The organism is Hallella faecis (genome assembly GCF_018789675.1).
Lineage (GTDB): Bacteria > Bacteroidota > Bacteroidia > Bacteroidales > Bacteroidaceae > Prevotella > Prevotella faecis.
In genome coordinates, this window is sequence record NZ_JAHKBE010000026.1 from 1 (window position 1) to 20,419 (window position 20,419).

Genomic DNA, 20,419 nt, shown 5'->3' on the forward strand with positions numbered 1-20,419 from the left:
AGTTCCTGGTCATCAGGAACTACGCGAAAATAACGAATGGTTTGTTTGCCAGAATCATTGGCAAAATTAGTGCACTTACCATTCTGCAATACGTAAACTTCATTAACGACAAGCCCATTGGCAGAATTAAGTATGCACTAAATTAATTCCGCCAACAGGTACCCTTAAGATTCTTACAATCCACCTATTGCAGTCTAATGACCGATTGGGGATAAACTAAAAACGCCGACTCTCCACAAAGGAAAGTCGGCGTTTATGGTTATGATCGATTCGTCTACAGAGTCTTATTCAGGCTTCATGTTGGTATACACGTTCTGCACGTCGTCGAAGTCCTCGAGCTTCTCCACCATCTTATCAATGGTCTCGCGCTCCTCGGGAGTCACATCCTTCAGATCGGTGGGGATGCGAGTGAACTCAGCACTTGTAATCTCAAAGCCATTGTCCTCAAGATGCTTCTGAATGTCGCCAAAACTGGTAGGCTCTCCATAGATGGTGATCTCGCCAGTCTCCTCGTCGGTGTCGTACTCATCGTCCACTCCGTAGTCGATGAAGTCGAGGATAAGGTCATCCATCTCAATGCCTTCCTTCATCTTAAAAGAGAACACACACTTCTGGTCGAAGAGGAAGCTCAGTGATCCCTGGGTTCCAAGGTTGCCATTGAACTTGTTGAACACTGATCTCACGTCACCAACGGTACGCGTGGTGTTGTCGGTCAGTGTGTCCACGAAGATGGCGATACCGTGAGGACCATATCCCTCGTAAGGCACCTCCTTATAATCGGTGGTGTCCTTGCCCAGTGCATTCTTGATGGCACGCTGGATATTATCCTTCGGCATGTTCTCGCGCTTACACGTGGCAATGATGGCACGCAGGCGCGGGTTGTTCTCAGGCTCACCGCCACCAGCCTTCACAGCGATGGCAATCTCCTTACCCAATTTAGTAAACGTGCGGGCCATGTGGCCCCATCTCTTCAACTTTGTCGCTTTGCGATATTCAAATGCTCTTCCCATTGGAATTGTTGTTTATCGGAGTTCGGCTCCGAGTTTATTTGTTAAGTTTTTAATGATTTTCTGCATGATGGCGTCAATCTGCTTGTCGTTGAGCGTGCGCTCCTCATCCTCAAGGATGAAGTTAACGGCGTAGCTCTTCTTTCCAGCAGGCAGGTTCTTGCCCTGATAAACGTCGAAGAGGTCGACCTCCTTCAACAGTTTCTTCTCGCTTTGGCGTGCGATCTGCTCTATTTGGGCAAACTCCACGTTGCTATCGATGAGCAAAGCGAGGTCGCGGCTTACGGCAGGATACTTCGAGAGTTCCTTAAACTCCACTTTATTCTTCTTGATGGCCTTCATCACTGCTGTCCAATTGATGTCGGCGTAATACACGTCTTTCTCAACGCCGCACGTGTGGCAGACCTTCTTGGTCAACTTACCATATTCGCACAGCACCTTACCACCACGATTCTTCAGTACGAGAGCCTCAGAGAAGAGATTGTTCTCCGACTGGCTGCTGACAACCATGCCACCGGCCACACCCACGCGACGGAGGATGTTCTCCACGTAAGCCTTCAACTCATAGAAGCTGGTGTCCTCATCAGGATGGGCCCATGAGCCCTCCACGCGCTTGCCCGTGATCCAAAGGGCGAGGTGACTCTCCTGCCTGTAAGCCACAATAGAGTTGTCGTGATCGTCCTTCTCGGGATCGTAGTGATAAGCGTTGCCCACTTCGAAGAACTTCAGGTTCGAACGCTTGCGGTTGATATTGCGAGCCAACGACTCCAATCCGCCAAACACGAGCGACTGGCGCATCACGCCGAGGTCGGCGCTCAGCGGGTTCATCACCTTCACAGTGTTGGCCCAGCGATAGGCGTTGAGCTCATCGTGGTCGTAGTAGCTCGACTTCGACATGGAGTTGTTCAAAATCTCGTTGAAGCCACATCCCACAAGCTGCTCGCTGACGATGTTGATCAATCGATGCTCCTTGTCGTGTTCATCGGGCACAGTGAGCGACGACTTCAGCTGTGTGGGAATCTCCACATTATTATATCCGTAGATGCGAAGGATGTCCTCCACTACGTCGCAAGGACGCTGCACGTCGACGCGATAAGCCGGAACCACAAGGTCAAGACCATTGGCATCCTCACCCTCGATCTTCATCTCGAGGCTTGTGGCGATGCTCTTGATGGTTTCCACGCCCAGGCGCTTGCCTATGAGGCGGTCGCAATATTCGTAGTTGAGTCGCACAGGGAAGTTGGGCAGCGGCTCAGGATAAACATCCTTGATCTGCATCGACACTTTTCCGCCAGCCAGTTCCTTGCAGAGGATAGCGGCCTGCTTTAAGGCGTAAATGGTACCATTGGGGTCGACACCACGCTCAAAACGGAAACTGGAATCGGTAGACAGGCCATGGCGGCGTGCGCTCTTGCGGATCCATGTGGGATGGAAGTAAGCGCTCTCAAGGACCACATTGCGGGTTGTCTCATAAGTACCCGAGCCCTTGCCGCCAAAGATTCCGGCAATGCACATGGGCTCCTCAGCGTTGCAGATGCTCAGGTCGTGTTCGCCCAAGATATGCTCCTCGCCATCGAGAGTAACAAACTTGGTACCCTCAGGCTGCGTACGCACCACGATCTTATGGCCGGTAACCATGTCGGCATCGAAGCAGTGCATGGGCTGACCGTAAGCCATCAGGATATAGTTGGTGATGTCCACAATATTGTTGATGGGACGCAGGCCGACGGTCGTCAACTTCTCCTGCAACCACTTCGGGCTTTCCTTCACCTCGCAATCCGTGATGCTCACACAAGCGTAGCGCTTGCAAGCTTCGTGGTTCTCGATCTCCACATCGATGGGCAGGTCCTCATTGTCGACCACAAACTTTGAGCAGTCAGGGCGATGGAGGCTGGTTTGATAGCCACGCTGCACCAACCAAGCATAGAGGTCGCGCGCCACACCATAGTGACTCAGCGCATCGGCGCGGTTGGCCGTAATGTCGATATCGATAAGCCAATCGCTCTCCAAATGGAAATACTCCGCTGCAGGCGTACCCACCACGGCCTCCTCGGGGAGAACCATGATACCGGCGTGATCGGTGCCCACGCCAATCTCATCCTCGGCGCAGATCATGCCAAGGCTTTCTACGCCACGGAGCTTCGATTTCTTGATGACAAATTCCTTGTCGCCATCATAGAGCACGCAGCCCAGGTCGGCCACAATGACCTTCTGGCCAGCAGCCACATTGGGTGCGCCACACACGATCTGCTGGGGCTCGCCCTTGCCAAGGTCTACGGTTGTGATATGCAAATGATCGCTATTGGGATGGGCCTCACAAGTGAGAACTTTACCCACGAAGAGACCCTTCAGTCCTCCTTTGATGGCCTGCACCTCTTCGAGCGCGTCCACCTCAAGTCCAGTCGACGTCAGTGCGTCGGCGGTTTCCTGCGGCGTAAGGTCGAAGTCGACGTATTCTTTCAGCCACTTATATGAAATATTCATGTTTATATGGTTTGTTTTTACCTATTCTTTATAATTCCATGCAAAATTACTAAAATTCCATGAACTATCAAAAACATGATTAACATATTTTTCCTCGTCCCGGCTAAGGGGTGATGGCAAACCACGGCGAGGTTGCGAACGCCATGTTAACAAAAAGCACCGAAGATGCGAAAAACGCATTGCAAAAATAGGACAACTAAAACATTGAGCAACCAACTTTATCGTCATTCGAAATTGCGAGACACCACAAGACAATTATCGGCGAACCAAGGCGAATGCCAATAATGCGAATCCACCCATCTAACGAATAAACTTCGCATAGACCAAGCCGAATAAGCACCCTTGAAATTCATGCGATTCATCTCAACAAGTCTCCTCCTGAAAAGCAACGACACCATCAATCCAGGCACCTCTTGCTTGCAAACAAGAGACCCTTATCATACATTTATAACAACCTAAAATGCAATCACTTACAATAATCACGGATCATTCAAAATTCGATACCGAACATTCCATTCTATAAAATACGAATCACCACAACGCGATACATACCCAACCTCTACTCGACACATGGCCTTTCGAGACTCAACACATGGTCGTTTCGCAATCTGGCACATACCAAACGACAATGAGGCAGCCCATTTTTCATCGACCAAGACAGAAGACACGGCACGCGCAAAGGCAAAAATCGAGAATCACACATTCCATATCATCTATCTCAAAAGACGTAGATGAATGTCAGTATTCTATACAAATTATTATAATATGCATCCCACGCATCAATTCAACCTACAACCTACGCTTAACCTGCCGTAACCCATGTCATCATACAAGCATACGATATGGCAAAAAATAGCGGCAACAAGAAACAACAAGACCACAAAAACGCCTGGGACCCAAAGACGAAAACACGAAGGCATCGAGATGTGAAGCAAAGCACTTGTATGGAGGGAGCACAAATCCGAAGCAACGACCGCTTGCCGCTCAAGTCCAATTTGAGACAAGAAGAGAACAAGAAGATTGTTAGGAAATGATCGGTTCCTTTCATCCCTCACCAACGTTTCATCCAGCTTCTCGTTTCCGCTTGCGTATCACGTATAGTCAGACACGCCATGAACGCAACCATCGAAGCCCGTCCGAAACAAACACTATCAAGAACTAAAATCCAATTACCTATATAGGTCAACATCCAATGAAGCACTTGGATTGAAACCCCAAGAACGCGGTTGTGCAAACACAAACCGCCCGTCCTCACCCGAAAGGCTCCTTGCAAAAACCATGATTGCCTGTACGAGCGAACAAAGCGACTCGCACAGGCAACCTATACTTGCAGCACCATACAAAAACCGCCCCGGGCTGAGCCCGAGGCGGTGTCTCTCAATTTTCAGTTCGTGCTAAAGCTTACTGCTGAGCAGCAGCTGAGTCAGCAACAGTGCTATCAACAACAGCGCTGTCGAGGCTGTCAACCACTGCGCTGTCGGTAGCTGAATCCTGAGCAGGAGCAGCTGACTCATTCTTATTACCACAAGATGCGAAAGAGATAGCGGCCATAGCCACGAACATCAAAACTAATTTCTTCATTTTCTTTGCTTTTTAAAATCTGTAAAACGATCTATGTTTATTAAAACGCTGCAAAGATAAGGCTTTTTTCAATACCACGACAAACTTTTAGCAACTTTTTTTAGGCCCTTTCTGTAACTTTTTTATAACCTACTGATATTCAACGTTTTGCGGACTGTTAACGGAGGTTAAATATTTTGTGCTCCTTAACAGAAGCCAAAATATGGTACTTTTTAGGCAAAAATGTCGATGGAAAAGCGTAACTTTGCATACCTATTATAAATAAGGAAAGAAAGACGAGCACGCATGATAGACACAAGCGCTTTTCAAGGCAAGAAGGCAGCCTACTACACCTTAGGTTGCAAACTGAACTTCTCTGAGACCTCCACGTTCGGCAAGACGTTGGCCGACATGGGTGTGATAACCGCCGCAAAGGGCGAGCAGGCCGACATCTGCCTAATCAACACCTGTTCGGTGACCGAGGTGGCCGACCACAAATGCAGACAGGCCATCCATCGCATGGTGCGCCAGAACCCTGGAGCTTTCGTGGTGGTAACCGGTTGCTACGCACAGCTCGAGGGCGAGACCGTCAGCCAGATTCCTGGCGTCGACCTGGTGCTGGGATCCAACGAGAAAGCCAACCTCATCCAATATCTCTCCGACGCGTGGTCGCAGCCCCGCGAGGGCCATCTTCACCAACACCACACGGTGAAAACCAAGGACATCAAGACCTTCCAACCCTCGTGCTCACGTGGCAACCGCACACGTTATTTCTTAAAGGTGCAAGACGGCTGCAACTATTTCTGCACCTATTGCACCATTCCCTTTGCCCGCGGTCAGTCACGCAACCCAACCATCGCCTCTCTCGTGGAGCAAGCCCAACAAGCCGCCGCAGAGGGCGGCAAGGAGATCGTGCTCACGGGTGTGAACATCGGCGACTTCGGGCGCACCACCAATGAGCAGTTTATCGACCTGGTGAAAGCATTGGATCAGGTGGAAGGCATTGAGCGTTTCCGCATCAGCAGCCTGGAGCCCGACCTCATGAGCGATGAGCTCATCGACTATTGCGCCCACAGCAGAGCCTTCATGCCCCACTTCCATGTGCCCCTTCAGAGTGGCAGCGACGAGGTGTTGAAGCTCATGCACCGCAGGTACGACACCCAGCTTTTCGCACATAAGATTCACCTTATTAAAGAGAAGATGCCCCATGCGTTCATAGGCGTAGATGTGATGGTAGGTTGCCGTGGCGAACTTCCCGAGTGTTTCGAGGCTTGCTACGAGTTTCTCAAGGGCCTTCCCGTCACCCAGCTGCACGTGTTCCCCTACTCCGAGCGTCCCGGCACCGCCGCCCTGCGCATTCCTTACGTGGTGGACGACAAGGAGAAGAAGCGGCGAGCCCACCAACTGCTGGTGCTGTCCGACGAGAAGACGCAGGCCTTCTACGCCGAGCAAATAGGCCAGGAGGCCGACGTGCTCTTCGAAAAGGCAGCACGCGGAAAGGCCATGCACGGCTTCACGGAGAACTATGTACGCGTGGAGTTGCCCGCCTCACAAGCACGAGAGGAATACGACAACCAAATCATTCGGGTGAAATTGGGCGACTTCAACCACGACAAGACAGCTCTGAAAGCCGAGATCATCGGCTAAACGACAGGCGTTTCACGCAAACATACACAACAAACAACATTGAAAAGATGAACGTAGCAATCGTCATATTGAACTGGAACGGCAGCAAGATGATGCGCCAATACCTGCCCACCGTTATGAAATACTCTCGCAGCGACGCGGAAATTTGGGTGGCCGACAATGCCTCTTCCGACGACTCCATGCAGATGCTGGAACGCGATTTCCCACAGGTGAAACGATTGCAGCTCGACAAGAACTACGGTTTTGCGGAAGGATACAACCGCGCCTTGCGACAGATCGAGACCGACTATTACGTGTTGCTCAACTCCGACGTGGAGGTGACCCACGGCTGGTTGACGCCGCTCATCGAGTTTATGGACACCCACGCTGACGTGGCGGCCTGCCAACCCAAGTTGCTTTCGGTATTCGACAAGGACCGCTTTGAGTACGCTGGCGCCTCGGGCGGCTTCATCGACCGCTACGGCTACCCTTTCTGCCGTGGACGAATCTTCGACGACGTGGAAGCCGACGATGGCCAATACGATTACTCCACCGATGTGCTCTGGGCTACAGGAGCGTGCCTTATGATTCGCTCGAAGGACTATTGGAAGGTCAACGGATTGGACGGTCGCTTCTTTGCACACAACGAGGAGATCGACCTATGCTGGCGATTGCGCCAACAGGGCCGACGCATCGTCTGCCTTCCCGAGAGCGTTGTTTACCACGTGGGTGGTGGAACGCTGCCCAAGGGCAACCCCATGAAGACGTTCCTCAACTTCAGAAACAACCTGACCATGCTCTATAAGAACCTGCCTGACGACGAGTTGGCGCACGTCATGCGGGTGAGATGGGCGCTCGATTACATAGCCGCCTTCGAAACATTGCTGGTCAACCGCAACTGGGGCGACTTCAAAGCCATCTTCAAAGCGCGCCGCGCCTTCAACCAATGGAAGCACCAGTTCGACAAGGATCGTGAGGAAATACGAGCCAAACGCGTCCTCGACCCTGTGCCCGAACGCATGAACCTCAGCATTCTCTGGCAGTATTATGCCAAAGGATGCAAGAAGTTCTCACAACTGAAAAGCGGCAAATAAGCATAGGGCGCAAACGGATAGTCAGATAAGCTCATAGCCATTGTCCAATGAATGATCCCAGATGGTCCGACGAGAGTCAACAGATCGTCAGACGAGGACTGACCAACCCTCAGCAGTGCGCTCCCAAAGGCTTCTCTAAGAACAGGTCGATAATTCGATGAGAGATGCAAAAGGCTCCTCTGAGAACAGGTCGATGGTTTGATGGAAACACACAAAACTTCGGTTGAAAGCATATAAAAACCGCTTGTCATCTATCATGGCAAGCGGTTTTTTCATGCTTATAGGGCGACGAGTCGCCACACATCATTATGTTATTTGCCTAAGAGCTGATCGAGATAGGTGTAGAAGTCCTCACTCTCACCCACGACGACCTTGCTGATTTTGCCCTCAGCGTCGACCACAATCTTGGTGGGGAAACCACTGATGCCATAGAGAACGGTCACGTCGGGGTTACCCTCGTTGCGCACATGGAGCCAAGGCAACTCGTGCTTCTTCACAGCGTCGCGCCACTTCTGCTCCGTGTCGTTGCAATCGATGCCCAGAATCTCGAGCTTGCCCTTATACTTGGCGTAGTACTCCTTCATCTTCGGCATGCCCTTGATGCACCATCCGCACCATGAGCCCCAGAAGTCGAGCACCACCACTTTGCCCTTCAGGCTGCTCAGGCTGATGTTCTTTCCATCGATGCTCTTGAGCGTAAAGTCGGGTGCCACATTGCCCTCGACAGTGTTCTTCTTGGCAGCCTCACGCTCGAGCGCCTTCTGAGCGTAATCGGCGAAATGATCAACCAAACCCTTCATACGGCCCTCACGAACGGCGGGCGACAAGGCGGCGAGCACCTCTTTGTAGTTTTCCACGTCCACATTATCCAGCATCGACACGCAAGCCTCCATGTCGGGATGAGCCTTGATGTACTTCAGCGTAGCGTCGGAGAGGTTGGCCTTCAACTCCTCGTAAGCCTTATTGATCACCTTTTCGAGCGAGTCGGGATTGGCGCCCTGCTCCATCTTGGCACTATAATCGCGCTGGAGGTTCTTCACACCCTCCTCAAACGAAGCCGAAACCTTGCGGCACTGCTCAAAATCCTTGTAGAAGGCGCTGCCATCAACCTGGTAGTTGCTGAACGAACCCGTAACCTTCAGGTTCTCACCAGGCACTGCCATCAGCACCGCATAAGCAGCCATCGGTTGCTGACCGTCCTTCAGCGGGTGGCGAACCTGCAACACAAGGGGTGCGGGTTCCTTCACATCCATATGGAAATCGAACGCTCCATCCTTGCCGACAACCTTCATCGTTTGGTCGACACTGTTGTTAAGGTAGGTCATGGCAATGAGGGTGTCGTTTCCAACATCACTCAGATTGCCAGACACATGGAGGTCGTCGGCCATCATGCAGGCGCTCAACGACAGGCAGGAAACTGCCAACATGAATCGTTTCATCATCATAATCATATTTTTATTGTTAAAGTTTTACGAGTTGCTCTGTATCGTTTGCCCATGCCGGGAACATCTCCCCACCATCGGGCTTGTGCCGTTCGTTCTGCCTACTTGTCCATCAAGGCTGTGTAGATACGCTCAAACACTTGTTGGAGACGTGGCTTGTCGACAATGATCTCGCGCAAGTTCTTAATGCGTTTCTCATTGGGCGAGTTTGGAATCCACAGCTTGATGTAACCATTGGAGCTGTATTTCTCCTCCATGTGACTGTCAAAGCGTTTCCACTGCCCCATCTTGTCGAGCTCGGGGTAGTTCTCCAGGCCATACTCAATGGCCCTGGCAAAGACCGTCTCAGCATCCAAGTCGCGGTCGGCTTCGGCAACAATCATTCCATAGATGCTGCGTGGGGCGTGCGACGCCGATGCGCGATGATCCTCCACCGCCTCCTTCATGATCCTTATTTGCTCGGCCGAAAACCATCTGCGCAGGCGCATGTCGGCAGCCAACATCTTACCTCCCGTAAGGTGATGGATGGCTCGCGGCCCCTCCATGCCCAAATCGTGGTAAGCAGCAATGACATAAACCATATTGATGTCGGCGCCTGTCGACGCCACAAGTTCCAACGCATTCTTGATGACGCGCTGCACATGCACCATGCCGTGGCTATGGCCAAACTGATTGTATCGCGGAAGAATCTCCCGCTCCACAAAGCCCATGATCTCGAGGTTGACGTGTTGTTGCATAAGTTAAAGTATTTGTCCGACAAGCAATATCTGCGCTGCTGTGACCAAGCCAAAAACAAACAGGTTGCGGGCTGTCATGCCCAGCACGGCGTTGAGCTCCCTGCCCTTGCCTATGGCCACCATCTTACGGGCCGTCGTATCATGCATGATGAGGTAAACAGCAGCAAGAGCCACAAAGGCCACCACCTTCCAAAGGGGTGCGTCCTCGCCCAGGATGAGGGTCTGGAAAATCCATAATTCCGCACAATACGGCATGTAACGATAAACCAAAGCCGTGGCTCGTTCGCCCAACCTAACGGCCAACGTTATCTTTCCACAAGCCTTATCGTTGTCGCGATCGCGGTAATTGTTGACCAATAGCAGCGTGTCGATGACCATTCCACAGGCTATGGCAATGCACAGGACACTGAGGTTGAACGCCTGATGCCCTGCAGGCACAATGACAAACCACGTGAAATAGACCGGCACCAAACCGAAGAACACCACGACGAGCACATCGCCCAAGCCCTTGGAGGCAAAAAACGTGGTGTAGAGAAAGGCGAACACCACACACAGGGCGCCCACCCCCACCAGGTTCCAGCCCCCGTAAGCGATGAGCGGCAAGCCCACCACGCAGGCCGAAACCGATGTGATGGCCAATGCCCAGCGCATGGCAGGCAGCGTGATCCATCCCTCGGCACACGCCCGTTTGGGTCCCAAGCGGGTCTCGCGATCGTCGTTTCCACGCACGAAGTCGAAGTAATCGTTGATCAGATTGGAGTCGATCTGCATCAGCCAAGCGAACAACAGGCACAAGAGGGCTGGCACAACCTGAAACTCCCGCCACCCTACCGTCTTGAGGGCCAGTGCAAACCCGATGATGACGGGCACGGCAGCAGCCGACAGAGTCTTGGGCCTCGCGGCAAGCAGCCAAGCCTTCATGCTGTTGGTCTGAATGGTATCGTTTTCTGAAATCATAGTTTCCAATTATTAAAAGGGCAGCATCGCGCCAGCCAATCGCCTCAACCGCCAATCGCCCAAAGGCCTCAAGCAACAGGAATGTGACAGGGCAATTCACTTAGAATGTCTCCGTCGCCCTACGCCTCAAGCCCAACAGCCTCAGCCAAACGGCTAACCCCACCAAGTTGCGCAACCAGAAGCATATTTCCTTCGGGCCGCCCTGAGGTTAGTTGAAGAAGTTCCAACTCACGCCAAATCGGAACACACGTCCGTTGAGCGGATAGTGGGGAGCGAAGAAATAGCCACCACTGCTGGCGTTTACATGACTCATCATGGCGAAGAACCGCGTGTGCTTCAGGTGGAAATTGGCGTAAACGTTCACCAGGGGATAGTTGCCTATCTCCGTCTTCACATCGTTGGCCTGCACCGCATACTGTCCGATGGCCGGCACATAGTCGGGCGCCTTATACTTGGTGAAATAGCGCACATCGGCTCCGAAATCGCATTTCAACACATGCGCAATCTTGAATCGCAGATAAAGGTTGGTGTAAACGTTGACCAGCGGCAACGGCAGCGCATCCTCGTTGGTCGATTTCTGCACCGTGGCCACCGTCTCCCAGTTGAGCGGTCCGAGCGTAAAGTCCTGCTTCAGCTCAGCGGTAAACACCGAGATGGGGTCGCCCGCCTGTCGCACCTCCACGGCGTTGGCCAAGCGCCCGGCGTCCGACGTGGTGTAGGTCGTGGCGAAATACGTGTAGTTTTTCATCTCGTCAAACGCCACGCGGAGCGTGGTGCGGGTCTTTTGGTATCTCAACACACCCTGCACACGGAAATGATCCACCATCGACAGGTCGTCGTCGTCCCACCAGAAATGGCGTCCTTGATAGTGGCGATAGTAGAACGAAGGCTTCTCATGGTGGTAGAAACCCGACGCGGCAAGCGTCATGGTATCCTTCCACAACGGGAAATTGACATCGATGCCACCATCCACATGAATCTCACCGGCGTTGACACCCGCCACGCCCAACTCGCCCGTGACGTTGTAATGCAGCGTCCTGCCCTGCGCCTTGATGAGCTGTGCGCCCACGCTCAGGGCGTTCTCGTTCCACGAGCGCATCGCCAAGGAGTCGGGCAAGGTGAAGTGGCGCAACTCATGGGTTCCGAAGAGCTTCAGTCCGGCCTTCGCCCACTTGTTGAATCCCTCCAACATCGAGATGGCAAACGTGTTGCGAAGACTCCAATGGGTGGTCTTGTCGTAGATGGAATCGCCCGTCAGCTTCTCTGCGACGTTATAGCGATGTAGATAATAATCGGCCGGCGTCTGATACGCCTCATAGATGCGACGATAGTTGTTGAAGTCGAGCGTGTGGATGAAACTGGTGACAGGCACATACTCATCCTTGAGCCACGAGGTATCCACCTTGGCCTCTTGGGTCTTCGCCAACAGGCTGTCGGCAGCCGCCTTGCCATTGACCGCCAGTCGGTTGGGCGCCTGCAGGCCACCCGCCACACTGTCATTGGACAGACTGTCGCGCTTTGCCCTCACGCCGATCTTGGCGTTGTCGGGGCGTCCAGCAAACGTTGCGGGCGCCTTCACGTCGTCATCATCCACATCTTCGCCTTCCTGACGCGCCTTCCTGACGGCCTCCGCCTTGGCGCGACGCTGCTTGGCCTCGAGCTGCGAAGCCATGGCAAACTTGCGCGCGGCAATCTCTTCGGCCGTCATAGGCACCTTGTGCTTGAAGCCCACGCTATAGCGCTGGGTGAAGAAGATGTGCTGGTTGTCGTTGCGGTTCCAGTTGCGCGCGAGCATGGTGGGTATCTCCGAGGTGTTAAACGACTCGTTGAACGACTCGGGATGGGTGATGTAGTTATCATTGGTGATACCACCATTCTCGGTTACCTTCTGATGGTTGGTCGACATCAGCAGGTGCGCCTGATAGCGGTCGCCCAGGTAGGAGCCATACATGGTATAGTCGAAATGGGAGGTCGACTGGCTGTCGTAATAGCCACGACCATAGAGATAATCGAACTTAAAGCCCACGCCCAGGCGCTTGCCCGCATTCACACCAAACTTCGCGGTGAAATGGTCCTCACCATTGGTGCGGTCGCCACAGTTGTTGTAAGTGAGGTTGGTGAAGGGCGAGAGGGTGTTGGTGAAATGGAAATCGCTCACTGGCGTGATGAAATAATCGTAGGGGTCGGTAAACAAGAACTGTGAACCGACCTGCCGATCAACGAACACACGGGCCTGACGGGGCGACCCCAGGTTGCCCGTGGTGTTATATTCGCCACGAAGACCCGAGGTAAAAATGGTGTTCATATACATGTGCGACAGCGTGTCGAGCTGTGCCGCCTTGCGATCGCCAAAGCGCGAGTCGACCGTCCACACATAGATGCCCTTGGGTATTTCCTTGTGCGACGAGGTGGAGTCGGCACGGTTGCGACGGTCGTTGGCCGTGGCTACGTTGCCATTGGGGTCCATCGAGTTGTAATCGTTCGTCCGGATGCGCGGCACCTGCGCGGACGCCTGCACCACGGCCAGCCACAAAAACAAAACGGAGCAAAGGTATTTCTTCATCGAAACATTATTCGTATGGCGCTCTCCACAAGTTTGAAGACCACCGCAACCATGATGATGATGGCGCCCACTATCTGGTCGGACCAATAGTAAACAGCCCCACCGACAATTGCCAGGAGCATGAAAATGACGTTCAACACATTGCGCAGGCGCAAATGGTTGTTCTTGGGAGCGTCCTCGCCCCGGCGTCTATGTTGCAAAGATTCGTTCTCTACATTCATGAATATCAGGAGCGCTGTTATTAGTAGTTAACACCCAAAGCCTTGCACACGCGACCGAAGATATTGTCCTTACGGTCGATGGTCTTGCAGCGGAACTTACCGCTGTACTTAGACAACTTGTTGCCTTTCTTGTTGAGCGCCCACTCGTCGGTGATCCACTCCTCGGCCTTTGTCTCCATGCCCTTGGTGTCGGTGCGGTCCATCTCATACAGATAGCCCATGCGCTCCATGGTGAGGTGCAAGTGGCCGTCGCTCACCTTGGCGATGAGCTGATAGTTGAACAGCGTCTGGTCGAGCGAGAGGGCGCTCTTGCGGAACACCAACCACTCCGACAGGCGTGCGCCAACAGTGTGCGAGGCCTTGTCGTCGACGGCTACCTTGCTCATCTCCTTCACCTGGTTGGGCTCAGCCACCACCTCGGCCAACACGTCACGCACCTTATCGTATATCTGGTCGGCGGTCATGCCCGGCACGTCCTTGTCGAGTGTGAACACCACATTGCCATTCACCACAGGCACGGCTCCGGCAAGATACTTGGCGTCGATCACCTTCGTCGTCTTCTCGAAGAGCGATGTTCTCTCGGTGGTTTCAGTCTTTGTTTGCTTGTCCTTGTTCTGCGGGGCCTCCCAGGTGTTTTGAGCCATGCCCATCATGGGGAAGATCAGCATCATGGCAAAGATAATTTTCTTCATTTCGATCCTTTGTTAATTTATTATAGAAAGCAAAGTTAATAAATAATGTGCCATAACAGGAAAGGGCACGTTACTTTTAACGTTTATTTTAACTCCAACTGTTTTTCCAGTCTTACGATCTCGTCGCGGTATTGCGCAGCCTGCAGGAAGTCGAGGTTCTTGGCGGCTTGTTCCATCAGGGCCTTAGTGTTGTCGATGCTCTTTTGGAGCTCGTCGCGTGTCATGTGGAGCACAATGGGGTCGGCGGCGAAGGTTCCTGGCTGCATGTCGACAGGTGCGTATGGCTGGGCACCGCGTGGCGCCTCGTAAGCGTCGCCGCTGGCGGTGGGCAGCACTCCCTTGATGTCCTTCACAATCTGCTTCGGCGTGATGTGGTGATCCTCGTTGTATTTCAGCTGGATGGAGCGGCGGCGGGCGGTCTCGTCGATGGTGCGCCGCATGCTGTCGGTGATGGTGTCGGCATACATGATGACCTTTCCGTTCACGTTTCGTGCGGCGCGCCCCGCCGTCTGCGTCAGGCTGCGGTGGCTACGCAAGAATCCTTCCTTGTCGGCGTCGAGAATGGCCACGAGCGACACCTCGGGCAGGTCGAGTCCCTCGCGCAGCAGGTTGACACCCACCAACACATCGAACAGGCCGGCGCGCAGGTCGTTCATGATCTTCACACGGTCGAGCGTGGCCACATCGCTGTGGATATAGTTGGCCTTCACGCCATGGTCGAGCAAAAACTCGGTGAGCTCCTCGGCCATACGCTTGGTGAGCGTGGTGACCAGCACGCGCTCGCCACGGTGGCTACGCGTCAGTATCTCGTCCAAGAGGTCGTCGATCTGGTTCTCCGACGGGCGCACCTCAATCTCGGGGTCGAGCAGTCCGGTGGGGCGGATGAGCTGCTCCACCACAACACCCTCGGCCTCCTGCAACTCGTAGTCGGCTGGCGTGGCCGACACGTAGATCACCTGATGGATCATGTCGTGAAACTCCTCGAAGCGCAATGGGCGGTTGTCGAAGGCCGCAGGCAAGCGGAAACCATACTCCACAAGGTTCTGCTTGCGGGCGCGATCGCCACCATACATGGCATTGATCTGTGGCACGCTGACGTGGCTCTCATCGATGACCAACAAGAAATCCTTGGGGAAGAAATCGAGCAAGCAATAGGGGCGCTGGCCGGGTTCGCGCCCGTCGAAATAGCGCGAGTAGTTCTCAATGCCTGAGCAGTGGCCCAGCTCCTTGATCATCTCCATGTCATACTCCACGCGCTCCTTGATGCGCTGGGCCTTGATGCCATCGCCCAACTCCTTGAAGTAGTCGACCTGTCGCACCAAGTCGTCCTGTATCCTACTGATGGCGCTCTCGGTTTGCTCCTTGCTCGTCACAAAGAGGTTGGCCGGATAAATCTGGTACTCGTCGAAACGCTGCAACGTGCGCAGGGTGAGCGCGTCGCACTCCTCGATGGAGTCGACCTCGTCGTCCCACCAACTAATGCGCAGCACGTTGTCGCTGTAGGCCATGGCCACCAGCACCGTATCGCCCTTGACGGAGAAATTGCCTCGTTGCAGGTCGATGTCGTTGCGCACATAGAGCGAGTTGACCAACTTGCGGAGAAACTCATTGCGGTCGAGCTGTTGGCCGCGCCGGATGGTCACCACGTTCTCCTGCATCGACATGGGTGCGCCCATACCATAGATGCACGACACCGACGACACGACGACGACGTCCTTTCGGCCCGACAGCAAGTGGCTCACGGCGGCCAGACGGAGCTTGTCGATCTCTTCGTTGATGGCGAGGTCTTTCTCGATATAGGTGTCGGTGGTGGGCAGATAAGCCTCGGGCTGATAGTAGTCGTAATACGACACGTAATAGTCGACGGCGTTATCGGGGAAGAAGCCGCGCATCTCCTCATAGAGCTGGGCGGCGAGCGTCTTGTTATGGCTCAATATCAGCGTGGGCTTGTTGACGTTGGCAATGACATTGGCCACCGTGAACGTCTTACCCGAACCGGTCACACCAAGCAACACCTGGGCCGGGTCGCCTTGGCGTATGCCGTCGGTGAGCTGCCTGATGGCTTGGGGCTGGTCGCCCGTGGGCTTGAACTTTGATGTCAGTTTGAAATCCATGAATATGCAAATTTACGAAATTCCCACGAACCACGATGGCTTATCGGCCATTATTTGCATTTTTGTTTCAAACAAACGGGGGCGAGGCGATGGGCGGGAATCATGCTGGAGGTCCCATCAGCGCGCACCCTTCCGAGCGGCAAATGCCCCACCCCATGGTCGGCAAAGGGCGGAGCAATGGCATGGTGTGTCAGTTTTTTTGGTTAAAAAGTTGTGTTGGGATTTTGCGTGAAATAGAGTGCGAAAACGCTCTTTTTGCGAGATCGGAGCGCCCCCCAAAAACATCGGGCGCACCATTAGGCATGTTTCGAGTTGCGTCCGGGTATGTTTTGCACTTCGATCGGGCATGTTCCGAGGCTCGAAAGACCATGTATCGCGCCGCGATTAGGCATGTTTTATGGCGTTCATTGTCAGCCGCGAAGCGTCAAAAGAGTCTTTCATTACACAAGTAGCTGAATACAAGCCTGTTAGAGAAACACGTCGAGAATCGCGTATTTGTGCCCAACTTTTCCGTCATGAAAAACAAACGTGTAGATTCCAATGTAGTTTGTCGTAATAATTTGAACCCAAACAGACATGGGCGACAAGGCTCTCACACAATGGCGAACAACAACACCTAATCGGCCGAAGGCATCGTTTTGGCAATAAAACGAGATTGTAGGAGGGAGGTGGAAGGATGGCCACAAGGGGCGCATAAGCACGTTTTTAACGGATACTAACAGTCGTTCAACCCATAATATGAAAGGAATTGTTTAATTTTGCAACATCAAAACCATTCGGTTTTGTCGCCACTCGCCGACTCACACAACCGAGAACACATCTCATCATCCATCAAAACATGAAAAGAAAAAACAAAATAAAGGCGTTCGTAGGTCTCGTGCTGGGCCTAATCATATTGTCGTCGCTGGCCTTGGCGAAGCACGGCGCATGGATGGGGCACGACTTCCGAGAGAGGCACGAAGCCCAGCAAGCCGTGAACAACGACACCTTGCAGACCTTGGCCGACGGGTCGATGGTGGTCAACACATCGGGGCTGGGCGCCGACATCACGGGCTACGCCGGTAAGGTGCCGCTGAAGATAACCATCGCCAACGGTGTGGTTACCCACATTGAGGCCCTTCCCAACGATGAGACACCCGATTTCTTCAACCATGCCGCCTCGCTCTTCAACCAATGGAAGGGCAAGACGGTCGACGAGGCCGCGGGCATGAAGGTCGACGCCGTGTCGGGCGCCACATTCTCCTCGCGCGCCATCATCGGAAACATGCAACGCGGATTGGCCTACGCCAAGCAGGCGCAAGCAGAGCCCAAGGCGCCCACATTCGACACCTCGGCCAAAAACCTCGCGGGCATCGTCGTGGTGCTCATGGCTGCCATCCTGCCGCTATTCATCAAAAACCGAACATATCGCATCTGCCAAATGGCGCTCAACGTGGTGGTGCTGGGATTCTGGTGTGGCACGTTCCTCTCCTACGCCTCGCTCATGGGCTATGCGGCCCACGGCATGGATGTGGTGGCCGTGGTCATCCCCGTCATTATGCTCATCACGGCGTTCATCTATCCGTTGCTGGGCAAGAAGTCGTACTATTGCACCAACGTGTGTCCGTTTGGGTCGCTGCAGCAGGTGGCGGCCACGTGTGTGAAGCATAAGATGAAGATCAAGCCTTCGGTGCTGCGCGCCCTCAACCGTTTCCGCCAAGTGCTCTGGGTGGCGCTGATGTTGCTGATATGGGGCGGCGTGTGGAGCGAATGGGTCGACTACGAGCCGTTCTCGGCCTTCATCTTCCAGTCGGCCTCGTGGGTGGTGGTGGTCATCGCCGCCACATTCGTGCTGTTGTCGACGGTCGTCACACGTCCCTACTGCCGATTTGTTTGTCCCATGGGAACGCTGCTGAAGATTAGCCAGGGAGGAAAATAACCGAAAGGAACAAAACCAAAGCAAAAGGAGCGTTGCCAGCACACAAGAAACGCTGCCTACGCAAAAGGAGCCATGCCAACGGAGGTCCGATTCGACTCGTGGCATGGCTCCTTTGCATAAATCCCAAACGGTCGTTAGACCGATCATGACCGATTGGGATTATTAGCTTATTTCGCGCTCATTTCATTTAGCAGATACTCGAAATAGTTGACCGATTGAGCGGTGGTGTTGTGATAATTGGGCTTGCCCGACTGGAAGGATCGCAGGGCGTCGTCGAGCTTCTTCACGCCGTCGGCGTTGCCTTCGCGTTGACATTCCTCACGAAGGATGCGGTATTTCTCCACCTGTTGCACACCCTCGATGAAGCGTTCCCAACGCACGGAGCTGCGCGGACCGGGGTAGATAAGGTAGGTGTCGCCAGCTGGGAAGAGCTTAAACCTACTGTCTTGCAAGGGCTGGTCGGTCCAGTTCATCCACGACCAGTGCAAATAGCCCTCAAAGCCGTTGGCCTGACAGTACAGGGGCAGATAGGCGGCATCGGCGGGATCGTTGTAGGTCTCGATATTGGGGGTCAGGTCGGGACAGCAGGTATAGGTGGTCGAGAGCATGCCTTTGCTGCGACGAGAGGCCAGTTGCTCCTTGGTGAAACGCTCGGGATAACCCAAGCTATAGTCGGTAATCACGTCGAACAACTCCTTATGGGGCACGCCAGCCAGCGCCATGCGAAAATCGGGAACCACCTCATGCAGCAGGTTGTAGGCGCGCATCATGTCGTCCAACCCTCGCTCGTCCATGGCGATACGGGTCTTGTCGAACCATCCTTTCTTCTTCAGGTGCTGCGCAAAACTCTTGAGGAAGGGCGTCCAAAGGGCACGATAGGCCGAATCGGAGGTGCCTGTCTTCAGCGCCACGTCGCGCTTCAGGGCCTCGTCGTAGTAGGTGAACGTCATGTCCCAAGGTATCATTGAGTAGCAATTGATTTGCTGGTTGATGCCGCAACTATCGCACAACGCCACATAACGGTCGAACACCGAATAGTCGTAACGCCACTTGCCGTTCTTGCGGCGCGTGGTCTTGATCATCGCGTCAAACTTATCGTTGCTCTGCACGCCCCACGGCTCATAGAACAAGATGGCGGTAACCACCTTCTGCCCACCACGTGCCAAGAGTTGCAGATAGGGTTTGAGGCGCTCAAAATGCTGCGGGCTCCAACGCTTCAGGCCATCATAGCGCGACACGCTATAAGGCTGTTGCCAGAAGTCTACATGGAAACGGTAATCGCAGGGACGAGGCAGGGTGCGGTCCACCACGTTGAGCGTCAGCGCCAAACGGCCCAGCTCCTGATGCGATTGGGCATCGCGAACGGCCAGATACAGTTTGTTCGCTCCGGCCTGCGCATTGCGCGGCACCTGGATCGACACCCAAACGGGTCGCGTGGTCATAGGAGCCAAGGCCCACGCGGTGTCCACGTCGATGATGTCGGGCACCAGATAGGTGGGCGTGTTCATCAAATTGTCGCCACACCCACGCTTCTCGTCGCACAGCACATAGCGCACAAAGCGGGCCGTGGCCACGCTATCGGCTTGGCGGGTGGTGGCATCGGCCGACAACATCTCCAATCGGAGGGGTTGCGAACCGCTACGGGAGCTCAGCAAGGCCAAGGCCGAAACGGTCTCGCCACGCCAGCCCGTGAGGCTGATCTCGGTGGTGGGAATGATACGGGGAACCGACGATTGGGCATAATGCACATCGCGTGAGGCCCAACTCAACACAAAGGGTTTGTTGGCAGGAACCGTCGCCCATGAGGCGGGGTCGGTAGGCTCAACCTCGCCAAGGCGTTGGGCCATTGCGGGAATTGCCAGGAAGGCCATCAAGGCCAAAAGGATTTTACGCATAGGTTCAATGGATTATGATCGATTATTCTACTTCTGACTACTACACTTTTACGATGGTTTCTCACGATGACACGGCATGAGTAGCTTCATCGTTCGTGAGAACGCGCTC

General features: G+C 53.8%; 14 protein-coding genes and 1 pseudogene. 4 read left to right on the forward strand and 11 right to left on the reverse strand.

Annotated elements, in window-relative coordinates:
• Window positions 1–146 (forward strand): annotated as a pseudogene (locus KM934_RS07340) (IS982 family transposase); the annotation flags it as partial.
• A 138-nt stretch (window positions 147–284) separates the two neighbouring features.
• On the opposite strand, the gene KM934_RS07345 reads toward KM934_RS07340, so the two are convergent.
• The 3 genes from KM934_RS07345 to KM934_RS07355 all read right to left on the reverse strand — a co-directional run bounded on the left by KM934_RS07345 (window position 285) and on the right by KM934_RS07355 (window position 5,072).
• On the reverse strand, window positions 285–1,010 hold the full coding sequence (locus tag KM934_RS07345; RefSeq protein WP_215759975.1) for a YebC/PmpR family DNA-binding transcriptional regulator: 726 nt from the start codon (window positions 1,008–1,010) through the stop codon (window positions 285–287).
• 12 nt (window positions 1,011–1,022) lie between these two features.
• Window positions 1,023–3,491, reverse strand: coding sequence for a phenylalanine--tRNA ligase subunit beta (gene pheT, locus KM934_RS07350; protein ID WP_215759976.1), 2,469 nt, complete (start codon window positions 3,489–3,491; stop codon window positions 1,023–1,025).
• A 1,401-nt stretch (window positions 3,492–4,892) separates the two neighbouring features.
• The gene (locus KM934_RS07355; protein WP_215759977.1) at window positions 4,893–5,072 is read right to left on the reverse strand and encodes a PG1828 family lipoprotein; all 180 of its coding nucleotides are present in this window, start codon (window positions 5,070–5,072) and stop codon (window positions 4,893–4,895) included.
• Window positions 5,073–5,357: 285 nt separating this feature from the next.
• Between KM934_RS07355 and mtaB the strand changes: the two genes are divergently transcribed.
• Window positions 5,358–6,698 carry a tRNA (N(6)-L-threonylcarbamoyladenosine(37)-C(2))-methylthiotransferase MtaB gene (mtaB, locus tag KM934_RS07360; RefSeq protein ID WP_215759978.1) on the forward strand — a complete coding sequence of 447 codons (1,341 nt, stop codon included), beginning with the start codon at window positions 5,358–5,360 and terminating at the stop codon, window positions 6,696–6,698.
• A 47-nt stretch (window positions 6,699–6,745) separates the two neighbouring features.
• Entirely contained in the window at window positions 6,746–7,771 is a 1,026-nt protein-coding gene (locus KM934_RS07365; RefSeq protein WP_215759979.1) for a glycosyltransferase family 2 protein, read from the forward strand.
• 311 nt (window positions 7,772–8,082) lie between these two features.
• Here KM934_RS07365 and KM934_RS07370 read toward each other — a convergent pair whose 3' ends face one another.
• The 7 genes from KM934_RS07370 to uvrB form a co-directional block, all read right to left on the reverse strand.
• A complete protein-coding gene (locus tag KM934_RS07370; protein WP_215759980.1) occupies window positions 8,083–9,216 on the reverse strand; it encodes a TlpA disulfide reductase family protein in 1,134 nt (377 codons plus the stop codon).
• A gap of 98 nt (window positions 9,217–9,314) precedes the next feature.
• The gene (locus KM934_RS07375) at window positions 9,315–9,950 is read right to left on the reverse strand and encodes an HD domain-containing protein (RefSeq protein WP_215759981.1); all 636 of its coding nucleotides are present in this window, start codon (window positions 9,948–9,950) and stop codon (window positions 9,315–9,317) included.
• Between the two features lie 3 nt (window positions 9,951–9,953).
• Complete coding sequence (gene menA / locus KM934_RS07380; protein WP_215759982.1) at window positions 9,954–10,907, reverse strand: 1,4-dihydroxy-2-naphthoate octaprenyltransferase; 954 nt, start codon at window positions 10,905–10,907, stop codon at window positions 9,954–9,956.
• 208 nt (window positions 10,908–11,115) lie between these two features.
• The gene (locus KM934_RS07385; RefSeq protein ID WP_215759983.1) at window positions 11,116–13,470 is read right to left on the reverse strand and encodes a putative porin; all 2,355 of its coding nucleotides are present in this window, start codon (window positions 13,468–13,470) and stop codon (window positions 11,116–11,118) included.
• Window positions 13,467–13,670, reverse strand: a complete 204-nt coding sequence (locus KM934_RS07390; RefSeq protein ID WP_252344932.1) for a hypothetical protein — start codon at window positions 13,668–13,670, stop codon at window positions 13,467–13,469. The genes KM934_RS07385 and KM934_RS07390 overlap by 4 nt, the downstream gene beginning before the upstream one ends.
• A 41-nt stretch (window positions 13,671–13,711) precedes the next feature.
• Window positions 13,712–14,383, reverse strand: a complete 672-nt coding sequence (locus KM934_RS07395; protein ID WP_215759985.1) for a DUF4468 domain-containing protein — start codon at window positions 14,381–14,383, stop codon at window positions 13,712–13,714.
• 83 nt (window positions 14,384–14,466) lie between these two features.
• Window positions 14,467–16,497: an excinuclease ABC subunit UvrB gene (gene uvrB / locus KM934_RS07400; RefSeq protein ID WP_215759986.1), complete on the reverse strand. Its 2,031-nt coding sequence runs from the start codon at window positions 16,495–16,497 to the stop codon at window positions 14,467–14,469.
• Window positions 16,498–17,335: 838 nt separating this feature from the next.
• Between uvrB and KM934_RS07405 the strand changes: the two genes are divergently transcribed.
• Entirely contained in the window at window positions 17,336–18,415 is a 1,080-nt protein-coding gene (locus tag KM934_RS07405) for an FMN-binding protein (protein WP_215759987.1), read from the forward strand.
• 167 nt (window positions 18,416–18,582) lie between these two features.
• Here the strand turns inward: KM934_RS07405 and KM934_RS07410 are convergent, their stop codons facing one another.
• Window positions 18,583–20,310 (reverse strand): DUF4091 domain-containing protein, encoded by a 1,728-nt coding sequence (locus KM934_RS07410; RefSeq protein WP_252344933.1) that lies wholly within the window; start codon window positions 20,308–20,310, stop codon window positions 18,583–18,585.
• Between the last annotated feature and the right edge of the window lie 109 nt (window positions 20,311–20,419).

Coding starts and splice junctions, on each gene's coding strand:
- KM934_RS07410 (WP_252344933.1), bottom strand. CDS start 20,310: ATGCGTAAAATCCTTTTGGCCTTGATGGCCTTCCTGGCAATTCCCGCA.
- KM934_RS07375 (WP_215759981.1), bottom strand. CDS start 9,950: ATGCAACAACACGTCAACCTCGAGATCATGGGCTTTGTGGAGCGGGAG.
- KM934_RS07345 (WP_215759975.1), bottom strand. CDS start 1,010: ATGGGAAGAGCATTTGAATATCGCAAAGCGACAAAGTTGAAGAGATGG.
- KM934_RS07355 (WP_215759977.1), bottom strand. CDS start 5,072: ATGAAGAAATTAGTTTTGATGTTCGTGGCTATGGCCGCTATCTCTTTC.
- mtaB (WP_215759978.1), top strand. CDS start 5,358: ATGATAGACACAAGCGCTTTTCAAGGCAAGAAGGCAGCCTACTACACC.
- KM934_RS07365 (WP_215759979.1), top strand. CDS start 6,746: ATGAACGTAGCAATCGTCATATTGAACTGGAACGGCAGCAAGATGATG.
- KM934_RS07385 (WP_215759983.1), bottom strand. CDS start 13,470: ATGAAGAAATACCTTTGCTCCGTTTTGTTTTTGTGGCTGGCCGTGGTG.
- pheT (WP_215759976.1), bottom strand. CDS start 3,491: ATGAATATTTCATATAAGTGGCTGAAAGAATACGTCGACTTCGACCTT.
- KM934_RS07370 (WP_215759980.1), bottom strand. CDS start 9,216: ATGATGATGAAACGATTCATGTTGGCAGTTTCCTGCCTGTCGTTGAGC.
- KM934_RS07395 (WP_215759985.1), bottom strand. CDS start 14,383: ATGAAGAAAATTATCTTTGCCATGATGCTGATCTTCCCCATGATGGGC.
- uvrB (WP_215759986.1), bottom strand. CDS start 16,497: ATGGATTTCAAACTGACATCAAAGTTCAAGCCCACGGGCGACCAGCCC.
- menA (WP_215759982.1), bottom strand. CDS start 10,907: ATGATTTCAGAAAACGATACCATTCAGACCAACAGCATGAAGGCTTGG.
- KM934_RS07405 (WP_215759987.1), top strand. CDS start 17,336: ATGAAAAGAAAAAACAAAATAAAGGCGTTCGTAGGTCTCGTGCTGGGC.